Origin of the sequence: Pseudomonas sp. Lz4W (assembly GCF_000346225.2) — a bacterium.
Taxonomy (GTDB): domain Bacteria; phylum Pseudomonadota; class Gammaproteobacteria; order Pseudomonadales; family Pseudomonadaceae; genus Aquipseudomonas; species Aquipseudomonas paraversuta.
On record NZ_CP017432.1, the window covers coordinates 2174481 to 2189950 of the forward strand.

Below are 15470 nucleotides of genomic sequence, written 5' to 3' on the forward strand. Positions count from 1 at the left end.
ATCGGCTAGGGGTTTTGCCCGGGCCCGGTGCCCGGCACAGGCAGCGCAGGGTCGCTGATGCTCGCGGTTGATGCCTTGGCGCGGCCCGGTTCCCACGGGGAATCTGCCCTGCTGCAGTCTTGTCTCGGGTCGGGCTTATAACGGTAACTGTTGAGCCCCCCGGCCAGTTTGTCCGGGTCGGGGGTCAGGTAGCGCCCCGTATGGGGGTTGTAGTAGCGATGGCGGTGGTAATGCAGGCCGCTTTCCTCGTCGTGATACTGGCCCTGAACACGCAGGGGATTGCTGATGTCGGCGATGTCGAGTTGCTGCACCTTGCCGTAGGCACGGTAGTGCGCCGACCAGACGATATCAGCCTTGCGGCCGGTGAGCTCCATGGGCATACCCAGCGGGTCGAGCTGGTAGTAAAAAATTTCGCCGCGGGGGCCTTTGCCCTGGAGCATGGCCAGCGGTTTGCCGGTGCCTGGCTCGTAGAGGTAGCTGCGGTAGCGGGAGCTTTCTGCGGTGTCTGAGACCCGGGTGCATTCGGCGATCAGGCGCTGCCCTTGCCAGATAAATTCTGTGCTCTGGTGCTTGAGCTGCTTGGCGATGCGGCGGCCGAAGGGATCATAACGGTAGTTGATTTCATTGCCGTCAGGCAGGGTGAGGGCGCTCAGGCGGTGCTGGCAGTCGTAGCGGTATTGGCGCACCAGGCGCTGGCCCGCGCCGCGTCGTTCCTGGATCAGGTTGCCGTAGGCGTCGTACACGAAATGGCAGTCGCCCTGTATCAGGAGGCGGTTTGCCTTGACGTTGGCCAGGCTGCTGCGCCCTCTGCCACTGGCGCTCTGGCGTAGCAGGTTACCCGCCGGGTCGTGATCGAAATACTCTTCAGCATGACCCCTTATTGCGATCAGCCGGTTCAGCGGGTCGTAGGCAAAACTGTGCTGGCCTTTGCGGCTGTCGCTGAGCAGCCGCAGATTGCCGCCGGGGTCGTACTGGTAAGTGCGCCGGTAAAGCGCCAGGGCGGCGAAGCCATGGTGGTGGCTGATCGGGGTGACGACATGCTCTTGCATTCGTCCTTGTCGGTCGTATTGGTAGTGGCTGAGCAAGTCGCCCTGCTGACGGTCAGTTTCGCGGCCGTCGTCGAAGCAGTGGCTGGTAAGGCATTCACCGTTGAGGTCGATGGCTGTCAGGCCGGCCCCTTGCCGATAGTAGTAGGTCAGCCGGTTGCCGTCCGGTAGCTGGCAGGCCCTGAGCCGGCCCTGAGCGTCATATTGATAGCGCAGGGTGACCTGGCCCTGATGTTCGGTGATCAGGCGGTCCTGCAGGTCGTACTGGAAAATCAGTGGCCGGTCGCCGTCATGGACCCGGGTGAGGCGGCCCAGGCTGTCGTAGCTGTAGCGGATCTGGCTGCCGTCGGGCAGGGTTTTCAGAAGCAGGCGCCCGGCGCTGTCACGCTGATAAGCAGTGATCAGCCGTGGCTGGTCAGGGTAATCGGGTGTCGGGTACTGGGTTTTTTCCAGCAACTGGCCGTTGAGATCGTATTTATAGCCAGTCGTACCGCCGTCAAAGCCGATTTCCAGACGGAGCAGGCCGTTGGGGTAATAGTCGAGCTGGTAGTGTTCGTTGCGCTGGTTTTCGATGCCGGTGAGCAACAGGCGGCCATTGTCATAGCGGTAATTGACCTGGCTGGCGTCGGGGTTGATACGGCGGCGGGGCAGGGGCAGGTTGTCGAGGTATTCGTAGCGGGTAATGTGCCCTCGCTCGTCGCGCACGGCGGTCACTTTGCCGTAGGCGTTATAGCTCCAGGCGCGGGTTTTGCCGTCGGGCTGGATGATCTGACTCATGCGCCCCACGGCGTCCCAGTGGTAGCGGGTGATGACGCCGCTAGCATTCTGGCGGGCTGTTTTTCGACCCCGCAGATCATAGCTGTAACGCTGTTGCGAGCCATCGGGCAGGGAGTGCTCCAGCAACTGGCCGAGGGCGTTCCAGATGAGCCGGTGAGCGCTGCCGTCCGCTTGCACAATGCTGCTGATTTGCCCCTTGGGGGTGTAGCTGCAGGTGGTGACGCAGCCGTCGGGGTCGGTTTGGCGGGTGATATCACCCTGGGCGTTGCGCTCGTATCTCCAGCTGGCCGGTCCTTGCCGGACTGAGTGCAGGTAGCCGTTGCAGTAACTGTAAAACGTAGGTTCGTCGTGGGGCGGGATCAGTGCCGAGAGCTGCCCGGCCGGGTTGTAACGGTATTGGATGACGGCGCCCAGAGGGTCAATTTCGGCAATCAAACGGCCTTGCTCATCGTAGGATTTCTGATGTTGGGCACCGTCCGGGCCGGTTTGACTGACGAGGCGTCCGTTGTTGTCGTACACCCAGGTTTGTTGGCTGCCGTCCTGGCTTTTGGCCGTCACAGCGCCCTGGCCATCCCGTTCGTAGTGGATCTGCATCTGCCCGAAATTGGTGCTGTGGCGGATGCAGCGCGAGTGTTTGCCACAGTGTTGCCACTCCCAGAACAACGCTGCGCCGCCGGCCAGTTGCCGCTCCTGGATCACGTGCCGGGCGTCGTAGCGATAGTGCTCGGTTTCTTGCAGGGCATTACTGGCGCTGATCAGTTGACCGCTGTCGTTGTACTGATAAGTTACGAGGGTGAACAGGGTGCTCCAGCGCTCGGGGCGGCAGCCGGCATTGTGTCCGGTCAGGGTGTCGCCGGGTTCACCACTGTCATCATATTGCTGATAGTCCACCGCGCAGAGCCGGCCATGTGCATGGCGCAGCAACAAGGCGCGTCCTGCGCCGTTGTCGATGCGCCGAAGGTTTGCGGTGTGCCAGGTAATGCTCAGACGATTGCCGTAGGCATCGCTGATGCCTGACAGTTCGAGGTCTTGAAAGTGATAGAAATGCCGGGGCCTGGCGGCCGGGGCGAGGATCAGTTCGCCGTCGCTGTCGCCGCGGTAAATGGCCGGGCCGGTTGCGCAGGCGTTGATGTACGGGCGTTGCCCGACAGGCCGGGGAAAACGCGTCTCACGGTTCTCAGGATCGGTCCATAGCAGGCTTTGCCCGTCGCAGTGCAGGCGATGGCACAGGGCGTGGGTCCAGCCAAATCCCAGTTCACTGGCGGTTTCCACGGCGCCACTGCAATACCGGCGTGTCCACTCAAAGGCCAGCGGGCCGTCGAGCACACCATCGCTGAGCCGCAGCAGGACTTCGCCGGTAGCCATCGATACCGAGGGCCAACCGGCCGGCTCCCGGTCGAACGCGCAGGGCGCACTGTTGAAAGGAGGGGCTTGAAGATCATCGCCGATGCCTGCGGATAACAGGTTGAAGCGATGTCGGGGCAGTGAACGTGACATCCGCGTTTCCTTGCGCTGCGGTCGTTCTGACGCAATTGAACGTCAGGGATTTTTGGTCACGCAAGTGTGCAAGGCGGTGTTCAAGTTGGCTGTAGGGCGTGTCTCTGAGATTTTAGGAATTGCGTGAAGCTTGTGTAGGCAATTGGATTTTTACCTATGGGATGTTTAGGTCCACCCCAGAGTCAGCGCAGCCAGTGCCAGATAACGTGCGCCTTTGGCCAATGTGACAATCAGCACAAAGAGCCACAGCGGTTCGCCCATCACGCCAGCGATCATGGTCAGTGGATCGCCGATGATCGGCACCCAGCTCAGCAGCAATGACCAGCGGCCGTAGCGCAGATAGAACTGCCGGGCCTTGTCGAGCTTTTGCTCACTGACCGGGAACCAGGGTTTATGCCGCAAGCGCTCGACTGAACGCCCCAGCAGCCAGTTCAGGACCGAGCCCAGTACATTGCCCAAAGTAGCAACGAGCAGCAGGGTGCTTGCCAGGTATTTTCCGGAAAGCAGCATGGCCACCAGTACGGCTTCAGATTGCATCGGCAGCAATGACGCGGCACCGAAGGCGGCCAGAAACAGCCCGAGATAGCTGGTGATTTCAAACACTGTGGGGTCCACGGGTGAGGGGAGCTGCACGCACTTATTGCAGCAATCCTTGCGAGGCTGCTGCGCCGGTTGGCTTTTTAACATCATCCTTGGGAGGGATGCCGGAGTTTGTTGCGGGCTGGCAATATTTTGCAGCACATAGAGGCGGTTTATGCCGCTGTTTCAGGAGGGGGCTTACCTGCTGCCGTCCGCCTGAGTCGCCATGCTGGCACGAGTTTGAGCAAAGGCGTGATCCACCGTTTCGAGCAGAGCCAGACCATGCCCACCCTGAAGGTGCAGCACCGCGAGCCGCGCTTTTTGCTTGCCGACAGAATTACCGTCAACGAGGAAAACATCGAATGGCAACTGCCGGGCTAACCCATAAGAGCCACCAGTGCCTGCTGCGCAGCCCATCGCAGCCTCGTCCCTGGTCAGCGACTACATCCCTTCCATAGGCAACAGGCAGGGAGCGCTGATCCGGCAGCGGGTATGACCAACTACAGGTCGGATTCACACAAAAAAGTCAGCTTTTTATCTGTTCGAATGATCCTCAACGACCCGCCTGCCGGCGGCTTCCGAAGATCGATCACAGAACAGGGTAACTGACATGCAAATGCCGAAAACCATCGAGATCAAGAACGGTGAGAAAGTCACTCCAACCTTCTCGGCCCGGGAATATGCCAATCGCCAGTCCAGGCTGCGCGACTACATGGCACAGAACAATATTGATGCGGCGGTGTTTACCTCTTATCACAACATCAACTATTACAGTGATTTCCTGTACTGCTCGTTCGGCAGGCATTACGCGCTGGTCGTGACCCAGGACAGTGCAGTCACCATCAGTGCCAATATCGACGGTGGCCAGCCATGGCGCCGGACCATGGGTACCGACAATATTGTGTATACCGACTGGCAGCGCGATAACTACTTTGTTGCGATCCAGCAGGCGCTACCAAAAGCAGGGCGCATCGGCATCGAGTTCGACCATCTGAACCTGCTCAACCGCGACAAGCTCGCCAGCCGTTACCCCCAGGCCGAACTGGTGGATATTGCCGCGCCGTGCATGCGTATGCGCATGATCAAGTCAGCAGAGGAACACGCGATTATTCGTCATGGTGCGCGAATTGCAGACATCGGCGGCGCTGCTGTCATTGAAGCCTTGGGCGACCAGGTGCCGGAATACGAAGTGGCCCTGCATGCAACCCGGGCGATGGTGCGCGAAATTGCCCGCACCTTCCCGGACTCCGAGCTGATGGACACCTGGACCTGGTTCCAGTCGGGGATCAATACCGACGGCGCACACAACCCGGTGACCACGCGCAAAGTGAACAAGGGCGACATTCTGAGCCTCAATTGCTTCCCGATGATTGCCGGTTATTACACGGCGCTTGAACGTACGCTGTTTCTGGATCACTGCTCCGACGAGCACCTGCGCTTGTGGGAGGTCAACGTCAAGGTGCACGAGGCCGGGTTAAAGCTGATCAAGCCGGGCATGCGCTGCTCCGAGATTGCCCTGCAACTCAACGAGATTTTCCTGGAGCACGACTTGCTGCAGTACCGGACCTTTGGTTATGGCCATTCATTTGGCACCTTGAGTCACTACTATGGCCGCGAAGCCGGGCTGGAGTTGCGTGAAGACATCGACACCGTGCTGGAACCGGGCATGGTGATCTCCATCGAACCGATGATCATGATCCCCCAAGGCCGGCCGGGGGCGGGTGGATATCGTGAGCACGATATCTTGATCGTCAATGAACACGGCGGGGAAAACATCACCCGTTTCCCCTATGGCCCGGAGCACAACATCATCAAGAAATAGCCGCTCGCAGCCTTCGCCAGCGACTACAGATTGCCCCACGTGTAGTCGCTGACTCCTTTGCTACGAACCCACGCATGCGTACCCAGACACGCAGCGTTTTCTGACCCATTACCCCTGCCAAGAACTACACAATGAGGGTATTTGTCATGTCCCATGTCCCGGCTTTGCTGTCTGTTTTTCATCCCTGCACCTGTGCCTTCGGAGGTGTCCTGTGAGTACTCCGAGCGCAACTCTTACCCTGACGGCAGCACAACACACTGAGCGTCTGAGCGAGCGCAAGGCCCTGCGCCGCGCCGCCGTAGCCAGCTTCATGGGCAACTTTGTGGAGTGGTTTGACTACGCCGCCTATGGCTATCTTGCGACCGTGATCGCGCTGACGTTCTTCCCCCAGACCGATTCGGCAACCGGCCTGCTGGCAACTTTCGCGGTGTTCGCCCTGTCGTTTCTGGTGCGGCCGGTCGGTGGCCTGGTCTGGGGGCATTTCGGCGACAAATACGGGCGTCGCAGCGCTTTGTCGTGGTCGATCCTGATCATGACCGTCTCGACCTTTTGCATCGGCCTGCTGCCGGGCTACAACCATATCGGTCTGTGGGCCCCGGCGTTGTTGCTGTTGATTCGTCTGGTCCAGGGTTTTTCGGCCTCCGGTGAATATGCCGGGGCTTCGGCGTTTCTGGCGGAATATGCCCCCGACGGCAAGCGCGGGTTTTATACCAGCATCGTACCGGCGAGCACGGCTGCCGGGTTGCTGTTTGGCGCAGTGTTCGTTGCCGCCATGCACAGCCTGATGAGCGTCGAGAACCTGCATGACTGGGGCTGGCGCCTGCCGTTTTTACTGGCGGCACCCTTTGGTCTGGTGGGGCGCTATATCCGCATGAGCTTGCAGGATTCGCCCAAATTTCTGGAGATGGAACAACGCCTGGAGGCCAAGGAGTGCGCGACCCATGCACCGATTCGTGAATTGCTGACGGTGCACCGCCGGGCAGTGATGATCGGGATCGGCGTGACCTGTCTCAATGCCGTGGCCTTTTATCTGTTGCTCAGTTACATGCCCACCTACTTGTCGACGGAAATGGGCATGGATGAGAGCGATTCATTTATCGCGTCCACTGTGTCACTGGCGACCTATATCGGTCTGATTTTTTTGATGGGCAAGCTGTCTGACCGCTTTGGCCGCAAGACCATGCTGGTGAGCGCATCGGTGCTGTTTTTGCTGCTGACCTTTCCGCTGTTCGGCATGCTCGGTAACCCGTCGCTGGTGGTAATTCTGATGATCCAGATTGCCTTTGGCGCCATCCTGGCAATGAACGACGGTACCTTGCCGTGCTTCCTGGCCGAGATCTTCCCGACCCGGGTACGGTTCAGCGGTTTTGCTTTCAGTTTTAACCTGGCCAATGCCTTGTTCGGCGGTACTGCCCCGTTCATTGCCACCTGGCTGATTCAGCTGACCGGCAACAAGATGGCACCGGCCTGGTACTTGCTGGCGGCGGCCGGGGTGGCGCTGGTGGCGATGCTGGCCAGCCGGGAGACTGCGCACAAGGCGCTGGCGGACTGACATCTGCGCGCTGTAACAGCGAGCTTGCGGCCATGGCCCGCAAGCTCGTTTTCGTTTTAATGCACCGCCACCTGCTTGCGTTCGCCAATGGGTGATACCCCGAACAGGCGGCTGTAGCACTTGGAAAAATGCGCCGCCGAGACAAAGCCGCAAGCCAGGGCAATATCCCTGACCTGGGATTCACTGCGCAGCAACAGGCTGCGGGCGCGGGCCAGACGCAGTTCGAGGTAGTACTGGCTCGGGGTGCGCTGCAGATGCTTGTGAAACAGGCGCTCCAGCTGGCGCACCGAGACTTCGTTCAAGCGCGCCAGGTCTTCAAGGCTCACCGGCTCTTCGAGATTGGCTTCCATGATGGCCACCACCTGGCTGAGCTTGGGCTGCGAGGTGCCGAGCTTTTGCCGCAGCGGTACACGCTGCTGCTCCTGGGCTCCGCGGGCGCGATCACACAGCAGCAGTTCGGCGGCATGGGCCGCAATCTCCCGGCCACCCGGTTCGCGGGCAATCAGCTGCAGGGTCATGTCCATGGACGCCACGCCGCCGGAGCAGGTGTAGCGATCACGATCCAGTTCGAACAGCTGGTTGGAAATGATGATCCCCGGAAAGTGGTCCTTGAGGGTTTCGATGTCTTCCCAGTGGATGGTGCAGCGATACCCCTTGAGCAGACCCGCGCGGGCCAGCCAGTAACTGCCGGTGCAAATGCCCCCCAGCGCCACCTGTTCATGGGCCAGTTTGCGCAGCCAGTTGAGTACGGGCCGGCTGCTGAGGTGGGAGACGATGGGGTTGGAGCCCACCACCAGCAGAATATCCAGCTTTGGTGCATCGCCAACGGCATGGTCGGGGAGGATGCGCATACCGTTGCTGGCAATGACCGGGTCCATGTTGGGGGCAATGATCACGCTGCGAAACAGCTCGCGCCGGGCTGCCATATTGGCCATGCGCAGGGTCTCGATGGCCGAGGCAAAACCGATGGTGGTGAAGTTTGGTATCACCAAAAAGCCCACGGTTTTCACTGTGGGCTGATTGCTCGGTGACGCTGTTACTGGTGTTGCCATCTTCAGATTCCTCCTTATGATCCGGGACGTGTCTAGCTCAGGGCAAGCGCATTGAGCCCCTGCAATGACCCGTACTCTTGGAGGCTAAGGAAGCATTTGTTATGCCAGTGAGTCACTGCTTGCTATTGAGGAAGATATTTATCGCTGACATAGCCTGAATAGTCCGGCAGAACGCTTTCAATCTTGCCTTGCTCCTTGAGGAACAGGGCCGTCCGGGCGATGTCTTTGGCGGTGCCGCCGCCCAGCAGTTGCGGGGATTTCTGCTCGGCAGTTGAAGGGAAGTGCGCGCCCTGCAGCAGTTGCGGAATATCGGCTGCATTGGCCCCGGTGAGTTTGGCAATTTTCTGCACCTGCTGCGAATCTGCCGTCCAGGCGGCCTGATGGGCGTTGTAATCGGCAATGGCATCCAGGCTGACTTTGGCGAATTCAGCGACGATTTCCGGGTGTTTTTCGGCAAAGTCCTTGCGTGCTACCCATACTTCAAAGGTTGGCGCGCCCCATTCGCTGACCTGGCCCGCGTCGGTCAGTATGGTTCCGGTTTTGCGGATTTCCCCCAGTGCAGGTGACCAGGTGAAGGCGCCGTCGATATCGCCACGTTTCCAGGCTGCGGTAATTTGTGCCGGACTGAGGTTGACCACTTTCACCTGTTGCGGCGTGAGCCCCCAGTGTTTCAGCGCCCCCAGCAGGCTGTAGTGGGAGGTGGAGACAAAGGGGGTGGCAATGGTTTTGCCGATCAGGTCCCTGGGCTCCTTGATCCCGCTGCCATCACGTACCACCAGGGCTTCTGAGCCTTTGATCCGGGCGGTGACGATAAAGGTCACCAGCGGTACGTTGCGCGAGGCGGCGGCTGCCAGCGGGCTTGAGCCCAGATTACCGATCTGCAGGTCGCCCGAGGCCAGCGCGGCGACCACCGAAGGGCCCGAGTCGAAGCGTCGCCAGTCGATTTTCTGGCCAATGGCTTTGTCGTAGCTGCCTTCCGCCTGGGCCAGTTTGGTCGGATCGATACCGGTGATGTAGCCGATGGTCAGGTCGGCGGCCTGGGCGCCAAGGCTCAGGCCTGCCAGTGAAAGGGCAACGAGAAGGGTGCGCAGGGACATGGACCGGACCTTGTTGTAATGGACTGAAAGAGAGGTTCAAGCAAAGGGCCGGTGGTCCGGTGGGCTGAATCTAAGTGCTTTAAATAAAAGGGGAAAATACCGTTTTGGAACTAGCTTAGAGCGTTGCTGCAAGGGGCAACGTGGCCCATGCCTGACCCGGGTCAAGCACTGTCTGTTTAAAACCGGCTACAACAGATTGTGAGGAGTCAATAACAAAAACAGCATGGCCGAGGGGATCACCCCAGGCCGTTGCTTTAAAGGAATAGCCCATGCTTTTTACCCTTCCACGTCTGGTGCTCGCGGGCCTGACGCTGTTTTGCACGGTTCAGGCCCAGGCCAGCGAGTCGATAACGGCCGCTGACGCCGATCCGCTGCATCAGAATGCCTTGATCGAACGCGGCCTGTATGTGGCCCGGCTCGGCGACTGCATTGCCTGTCATACCGCCAAAGGCGGGGCGGTGATGGCGGGCGGGCTGGAACTGAAAACACCCATGGGTACGATTTACTCCAGCAACATCACCCCTGAGCGCGATACCGGGATTGGTCAGTACAGCCTGGATGAGTTTGACCTGGTGATGCGTAAAGGCATTACGCGTACCGGCCAGAATCTATACCCGGCCATGCCGTATCCGTCCTACGCGAAGATGAGTGAAGAGGACATGCGCGCCCTGTACGTTTATCTGATGCAGGGTGTGACTCCAGTCAGGCAGGCAAACCTGGAGGCCGACATGGGATTTCCGTTCAACCAGCGCTGGGGGCTGGCGCTGTGGAATCTGCTGTTTGTCGATGACCAGCGGTTCGTTCCCGAGCCGGGCCGCAGCGAGCAGCTGAACCGCGGTGCTTATCTGGTACAGGGCCTGGGGCATTGCGGGTCGTGTCACACACCCCGCGGGATAGCCTTTCAGGAAAAGGCCATGAGCGATGCGGGCAGTAGCGGTAAATACTATCTGGCCGGGGAAACCGTGGAAGACTGGCGGGCAATTGGCCTGCGCAACCTGTGGACCGTCGAAGACACGGTGCAGTTGCTTAAAACCGGGCAAAACCGCTTTGCCACGGTCTCGGGCAACATGGCCGAAGTGATTCATCACAGTACCCAGCATTTCACCGATGGGGACCTGACGGCGATCGCCAGCTATCTGAAGTCGTTGCCGGCGGGCAAGGACGACTTGCCAATGCCGATGGTTGCCAGTGAGCCAGCCATTGCCCCGGACTCCCTGTTCAGCAGTCGTGGCGGTCTGGGCTACACCCAGTTCTGTGCCGATTGCCATCGCCCGGACGGTGGCGGAGTCAAAGGTATGTTCCCGCCATTGAATGGCAACCCGGGCATCATTGCTGCCAACCCGGCCTCTTTGCTGCATATCACCCTTACGGGCTGGGCAACCCCGCAGACCGAGGCTCATCCGCGGGTCTACAGAATGCCCGGCTTTGCCCGGTTGAGTGACGGGGAAATTGCCGAGATCCTCAGTTTTGTCCGTAGCAGCTGGGGCAACCAGGCGTCAGCGATCAGCCCTGCGCAAGTGGCGGCAATGCGTAAACAGCTCAACCCGCAAACCATCGACGCTACGGCGTTTGAGACGCCGCGCCTGGCCGGTCTGTTGTCCGCAGCCAATGCTGACCAGGTGCTGCGCGGCATGCGGTTGCACCTGCAAACCAAGGCTTTGCTGCCGGACAACGTCGGGAATGCGCTTAATTGCACCAGTTGCCACCTGAACGCGGGCACCGTGGCCGACGGTTCGCCGTTTGTGGGGGTGTCGGCGTTTTTCCCTGGCTATGCACCCCGGGCGGGCAAGGAAGTGACGCTGGAGGAACGGATCAACGGCTGTTTCCGGCGCTCGATGAATGGCCAGCCGTTGCCTGTGGCATCAGCTGACATGCAGGCGATGGTGGCGTATTTCGACTGGATGAAAATGAACACGGCCCCGGGCGATAAAGTGGCGGGTCGTGGTGTGGGCAAGGTGGACCCGGGCATCAAGCCCGATTCACAGAACGGCAAGGTGGTGTATGTGCAGCAATGTGCGGTGTGCCACGGTGATAACGGGCAAGGCTTGAAGCATGCCGATGGCAGCTTTGTGTTCCCGCCGTTGTGGGGCGATGAGTCGTTCAATATCGGGGCGGGCATGGCACGCACCTATACCGCGGCGGCATTCGTCAAACGCAATATGCCGATTGGCTTTCACCAGAAATTCCCGTTGGGGCAGGGCGGGTTGTCGGATCAGGATGCAGTGGACGTGGCCGAGTACTTCTCGCACCAGCCTCGTCCGGACTTTGCCGACAAGGCCGGGGACTGGCCAAAGGGCGGCAAACCGGCGGACGCCCGCTACTGAAGCCAATGATTATCTGCAGGAGCAAGCTGTTTAAAAGCTCGCTCCTGCAGATGAATCAATTACACATGCGGGTTTGGATGGGCCTTGACCTGCGGGCTGGCATACTGGGGTTTCAGCACGCCCTGATTATCAAGCAACCAGGCGTCCATCACCTTGCGCACCACCGGCCCTGCCACGCGGCCGCCGGCTTCGCCGTTTTCGATCATTACCGAGATGACGATCTGCGGGTCTTCGGCCGGGGCGAATCCGACAAACAAGGCGTTGTCGCGGTTGCGCTCGGCTGTCTTCAAGCGGTTGTAGCGCTCGCCCTGCTTGATCGCCACCACCTGTGCAGTACCGCTTTTGCCGGCAATCCGATACTGCGCACCCTGGGCAGCTGCCCGGGCAATGCCGCGCGGGTCGTGCATGACCAGCTGCATCGCATGGTTGACCTGCTCCCAGTCCCTGGGGTCGCGCAGCACGATATTGGCGATCGGGTTGTCGTCAGCCGGCGGCGTGCCGTCGATGGTTTTGGCCAGGTGCGGACGGTTCCACACGCCCTTGTTGGCAATCAGTGCAGTGGCTTGCGCCAGTTGCAACGGCGTGACCTGCATGTAGCCCTGGCCAATCCCCAAAATCACCGTTTCGCCGGGGAACCATGCCTGGCGACGGGTGCTGCGCTTCCATTCGCGGGAGGGCATCAGGCCCGAGGACTCTTCAAACATGTCCAGCGAGACCTTCTGTCCCAGCCCGAACATCGCCATGTAGTCGTGCATGCGGTCGATGCCCAGCTTGGATGCCAGGTCATAAAAATAGGTGTCGTTGGAGCGCATGATTGCCGCGTTCAAGTCCACCCAGCCATCACCGCTGTGGTTCCAGTTGCGGTACTTGTGGTCGACGTTGGGCAACTGGAAATAGCCGGGGTCGAACACCCGGGTCGAGGCCGAGATGACGCCGCTGTCGAGCCCGGCAATCGCCACTTCAGGCTTGATGGTCGAGCCCGGCGCATACAGGCCACGCAAGGCCCGGTTAAACAGCGGCTTGTCGATGGAATCGCGCAGGGCCGAGTAGTCTCTGGAGCTGATACCGGTCACGAACAGGTTCGGATCGAAGCTGGGTTTGCTGACCATCGCCAGCACTTCGCCGGTTTTCGGGTCCAGGGCAATGATTGAGCCACGACGGTCACCCAGGGCTTCTTCAGCGGCTTCCTGGAGTTTGATATCGAGGCTCAACACGATGTTTTTGCCTGCCACCGCGTCGGTGTGGCGCAGCACCCGCATCACCCGGCCCTGGGCGTTGGTCTCGACCTCTTCAAAGCCGACCTTGCCGTGCAGTTCGGGCTCGTAGAAGCGTTCGATACCGGTTTTACCGATCGATTGCGTGCCCCGGTACTGAGTGGGGTCCAGCTGTTTGGCTTCTTTCTCGTTGATGCGGCCAACGTATCCCACCGAGTGGGCGAAATGATCGCCCTGGGGATAGTGGCGTACAAACTGGGCTTCTACATCGATTCCCGGCAGGCGGAACTGATTGACCGCCAGCAGCGCGATCTGCTCTTCGCTCAGCTCATACAGCAGGGTCGAGGGGTCAAACGGGTGGCGGGCCTGCTTCATTGATTTGGCGAAGACGGCGCGGTCTTCTTCCGGCAAGTGCAGGATGCTCATGACCGAGTCCAGCACTTTGGCGGTATCGCCGGCACGTTCGCGGGTGATGGTCATGTTGAAGCTGGGCTGGTTGTCGGCCAGCAGCACGCCGTTGCGGTCGTAAATGAAGCCGCGTTCCGGCGGGATCGGCAACACATGCACCCGGTTGTTCTCGGACACCGTCGAGTTGTAGTCAAATTCGGTGACTTGCAAAAAGTACATTCGGCCGATCAGGGTGCAACTGACCGTCAGCACCAGCAGGGCGCAGGCAATCAGGCGTTTATTGACCAGACGCTTCTCGGTTTCGTGATCTTTAAGAGGGATCGGCTCGGGCATTTCTGGGGCGTCTCACGTCAGTAAACACAAAGCAGCGGCCAGCAGGTCGTTAGCTGGCTACGAAAGTCGGCGCACACCTTACCAAGAAGCCGGTGATCGAGTCGGTTTATTGGTCGACTGGCGTGTGAAAACCGACAGGCTGCGCCTGTTGTCGGGTGCGCTAAACTGGCTTCCTTTTAAATGGAAGCCGCCATGATGTTGCCCTTGATTGACTGGCATCCCCGAGCCACGTTGCAGCCGCTGCACTTTGCCTGGCTGCAGCGGGCCGGGGTTGAAGTGGCGGTGCTGCGCCTGGACCGGATTGACCCGCTGATCAGCGGCAACAAGTGGTTCAAGCTCACAGGGTATTTGCAGGCGGCGCACGCTGCCGGGGCCCATGGACTGATCAGTCTGGGCGGCGCCCACTCCAACCATTTGCATGCCCTGGCGGCGGCCGGCAAGCGCTTTGGCTTTGCGACAGTGGGCCTGCTGCGCGGGCACCCACAGCAAACCCCGACCACCCTCGATCTGGAGCGGTTCGGCATGCAGTTGCACTGGCTGGGTTTTGCCGGGTATCGGGCGCGCCATGCTCCGGGTTTCTGGGAGCCCTGGCAGGAGCGCTATCCACTGTTGCATAACGTACCTGAAGGCGGCGGCGGGCTGGTGGGCGCTGCAGGCTGCATGCCGCTGGTGGTTCAGGTACGTGAGCAGTTGAGCACCCTGGGCTGGGACGATTACCACGGCTGGTGGCTGGCAGCCGGCACCGGGACTACGCTGGCCGGGCTGATACTGGGCGAAGACCCGCAGCGAAGGGTTTATGGCGCGCTGGCGGTGCCGGATGACCATGGCGTGGCGGCCCAGGTGGAGCGGATTTTGCTGGAGGCAGGGTGGGGGCCGGGCAATCATGAACTGATTGATGCCAGTCGCGGTGGTTTTGCCAAAGTCGACGGGGCGTTGCTGGACTTTATTCGCGACAGTGAAGCGGCCAGCGACTTGCCGCTGGAACCCTTGTACACCGGCAAGGCGTTAATGGCGCTCAAACAGGCGGTCGAGGCGGGGCGGTTTACCGCCGGTCAGCGCCTGGTGTTTGTGCACACCGGCGGTTTGCAGGGCCGCCGGGGGTTTGAGGCCCTGCTGTAGGAGCGAGCTTGTCTCGCGAGCTCTTCGTCATCAAGAGATCGCGAGGCAAGCTCGCTCCTACATTTCACATTTCACCGCTGGTTTATCGGCGGCGGGGCAGCATGCGCAACAGGGTGTTGTCCTTGATCAGGTAGTGATGCGCCAGGCCCGCCACGGCGTGCAAACCTATCAGCCAGTAACCGATGGTGCCCCCCAGTTCGTGCCAGCCTTTGATCTGCTTGGCGAAGTCCACGTCCTTGGCGGTGAGCGGCGGCAGGTCGAAACCATAGAAAAACACCGATTTGTCATTGTTGCTGAGGATCAGGTAGCCCAGCACCGGCATGGCGATCATGAACAGGTACAGCGCCCAGTGCATCAAGGTGGCGAGGGCTGTTTGCCAGGCCGGCGGGGTCGGGGTGATTTTTGGTGCCGCGCCCAGGGTTCGCGCCAGCAACCGCAGCCAGACCAGCACAAACACCGTCAGGCCGAGCATGAAGTGCGCGTCTTTCATCAGATTGCGCCCATCGCTGTCCTTCGGGAATATCCCGCGAAACTCGATGGCCGCATAAATCAGTACAAACAACAGCACCATGAGCCAGTGCAGGGCGATGGACATTCGACTGTATTGATCGGCGGTGCTTTTCCAGGACATGCTGTTTCCTCTCGATTCA

At 60.2% G+C, this 15470-nt stretch carries 11 protein-coding genes; 5 read left to right on the forward strand and 6 right to left on the reverse strand.

The features are described 5' to 3' along the window. Positions 1–5 precede the first annotated feature (5 nt). Both B195_RS10195 and B195_RS10200 read right to left on the reverse strand, forming a co-directional pair. On the reverse strand, positions 6–3320 hold the full coding sequence (locus B195_RS10195; RefSeq protein WP_003444817.1) for an RHS repeat-associated core domain-containing protein: 3315 nt from the start codon (positions 3318–3320) through the stop codon (positions 6–8). A 165-nt stretch (positions 3321–3485) separates the two neighbouring features. Next, positions 3486–3923, reverse strand: coding sequence for a YqaA family protein (locus B195_RS10200; RefSeq protein ID WP_003444810.1), 438 nt, complete (start codon positions 3921–3923; stop codon positions 3486–3488). Between the two features lie 108 nt (positions 3924–4031). Here B195_RS10200 and B195_RS22865 point away from each other — a divergent pair, with 108 nt between their 5' ends. The 3 genes from B195_RS22865 to B195_RS10210 all read left to right on the forward strand — a co-directional run bounded on the left by B195_RS22865 (position 4032) and on the right by B195_RS10210 (position 7273). Beyond that, a complete protein-coding gene (locus tag B195_RS22865) occupies positions 4032–4280 on the forward strand; it encodes a hypothetical protein (protein ID WP_003444808.1) in 249 nt (82 codons plus the stop codon). A 229-nt stretch (positions 4281–4509) separates the two neighbouring features. Next, entirely contained in the window at positions 4510–5721 is a 1212-nt protein-coding gene (locus B195_RS10205; protein WP_003444806.1) for a M24 family metallopeptidase, read from the forward strand. Between the two features lie 211 nt (positions 5722–5932). Next, on the forward strand, positions 5933–7273 hold the full coding sequence (locus B195_RS10210) for an MFS transporter (RefSeq protein ID WP_003444804.1): 1341 nt from the start codon (positions 5933–5935) through the stop codon (positions 7271–7273). Positions 7274–7329: 56 nt separating this feature from the next. Here the strand turns inward: B195_RS10210 and B195_RS10215 are convergent, their stop codons facing one another. Both B195_RS10215 and tauA read right to left on the reverse strand, forming a co-directional pair. Continuing rightward, entirely contained in the window at positions 7330–8325 is a 996-nt protein-coding gene (locus tag B195_RS10215) for a GlxA family transcriptional regulator (RefSeq protein WP_003444796.1), read from the reverse strand. A gap of 122 nt (positions 8326–8447) precedes the next feature. After that, the gene (gene tauA, locus B195_RS10220) at positions 8448–9422 is read right to left on the reverse strand and encodes a taurine ABC transporter substrate-binding protein (RefSeq protein ID WP_003444795.1); all 975 of its coding nucleotides are present in this window, start codon (positions 9420–9422) and stop codon (positions 8448–8450) included. A 269-nt stretch (positions 9423–9691) separates the two neighbouring features. Here tauA and B195_RS10225 point away from each other — a divergent pair, with 269 nt between their 5' ends. Continuing rightward, entirely contained in the window at positions 9692–11746 is a 2055-nt protein-coding gene (locus tag B195_RS10225; protein WP_003444794.1) for a c-type cytochrome, read from the forward strand. Positions 11747–11805: 59 nt separating this feature from the next. On the opposite strand, the gene mrdA is transcribed toward B195_RS10225, so the two are convergent. Beyond that, positions 11806–13701 carry a penicillin-binding protein 2 gene (mrdA, locus tag B195_RS10230; RefSeq protein ID WP_003444793.1) on the reverse strand — a complete coding sequence of 632 codons (1896 nt, stop codon included), beginning with the start codon at positions 13699–13701 and terminating at the stop codon, positions 11806–11808. 192 nt (positions 13702–13893) lie between these two features. Here mrdA and B195_RS10235 point away from each other — a divergent pair, with 192 nt between their 5' ends. After that, on the forward strand, positions 13894–14820 hold the full coding sequence (locus B195_RS10235) for a 1-aminocyclopropane-1-carboxylate deaminase/D-cysteine desulfhydrase (protein WP_003444792.1): 927 nt from the start codon (positions 13894–13896) through the stop codon (positions 14818–14820). A gap of 82 nt (positions 14821–14902) precedes the next feature. Here the strand turns inward: B195_RS10235 and B195_RS10240 are convergent, their stop codons facing one another. Continuing rightward, positions 14903–15451, reverse strand: coding sequence for a cytochrome b (locus B195_RS10240; protein WP_003444790.1), 549 nt, complete (start codon positions 15449–15451; stop codon positions 14903–14905). Positions 15452–15470 lie beyond the last annotated feature (19 nt).

Bases quoted from the DNA above. Each gene is read 5' to 3' on its own strand.
- tauA (WP_003444795.1), bottom strand. From the start codon at position 9,422: ATGTCCCTGCGCACCCTTCTCGTTGCCCTTTCACTGGCAGGCCTGAGC.
- B195_RS10225 (WP_003444794.1), top strand. From the start codon at position 9,692: ATGCTTTTTACCCTTCCACGTCTGGTGCTCGCGGGCCTGACGCTGTTT.
- B195_RS10240 (WP_003444790.1), bottom strand. From the start codon at position 15,451: ATGTCCTGGAAAAGCACCGCCGATCAATACAGTCGAATGTCCATCGCC.
- B195_RS10195 (WP_003444817.1), bottom strand. From the start codon at position 3,320: ATGTCACGTTCACTGCCCCGACATCGCTTCAACCTGTTATCCGCAGGC.
- B195_RS10235 (WP_003444792.1), top strand. From the start codon at position 13,894: ATGATGTTGCCCTTGATTGACTGGCATCCCCGAGCCACGTTGCAGCCG.
- B195_RS10215 (WP_003444796.1), bottom strand. From the start codon at position 8,325: ATGGCAACACCAGTAACAGCGTCACCGAGCAATCAGCCCACAGTGAAA.
- mrdA (WP_003444793.1), bottom strand. From the start codon at position 13,701: ATGCCCGAGCCGATCCCTCTTAAAGATCACGAAACCGAGAAGCGTCTG.
- B195_RS10205 (WP_003444806.1), top strand. From the start codon at position 4,510: ATGCAAATGCCGAAAACCATCGAGATCAAGAACGGTGAGAAAGTCACT.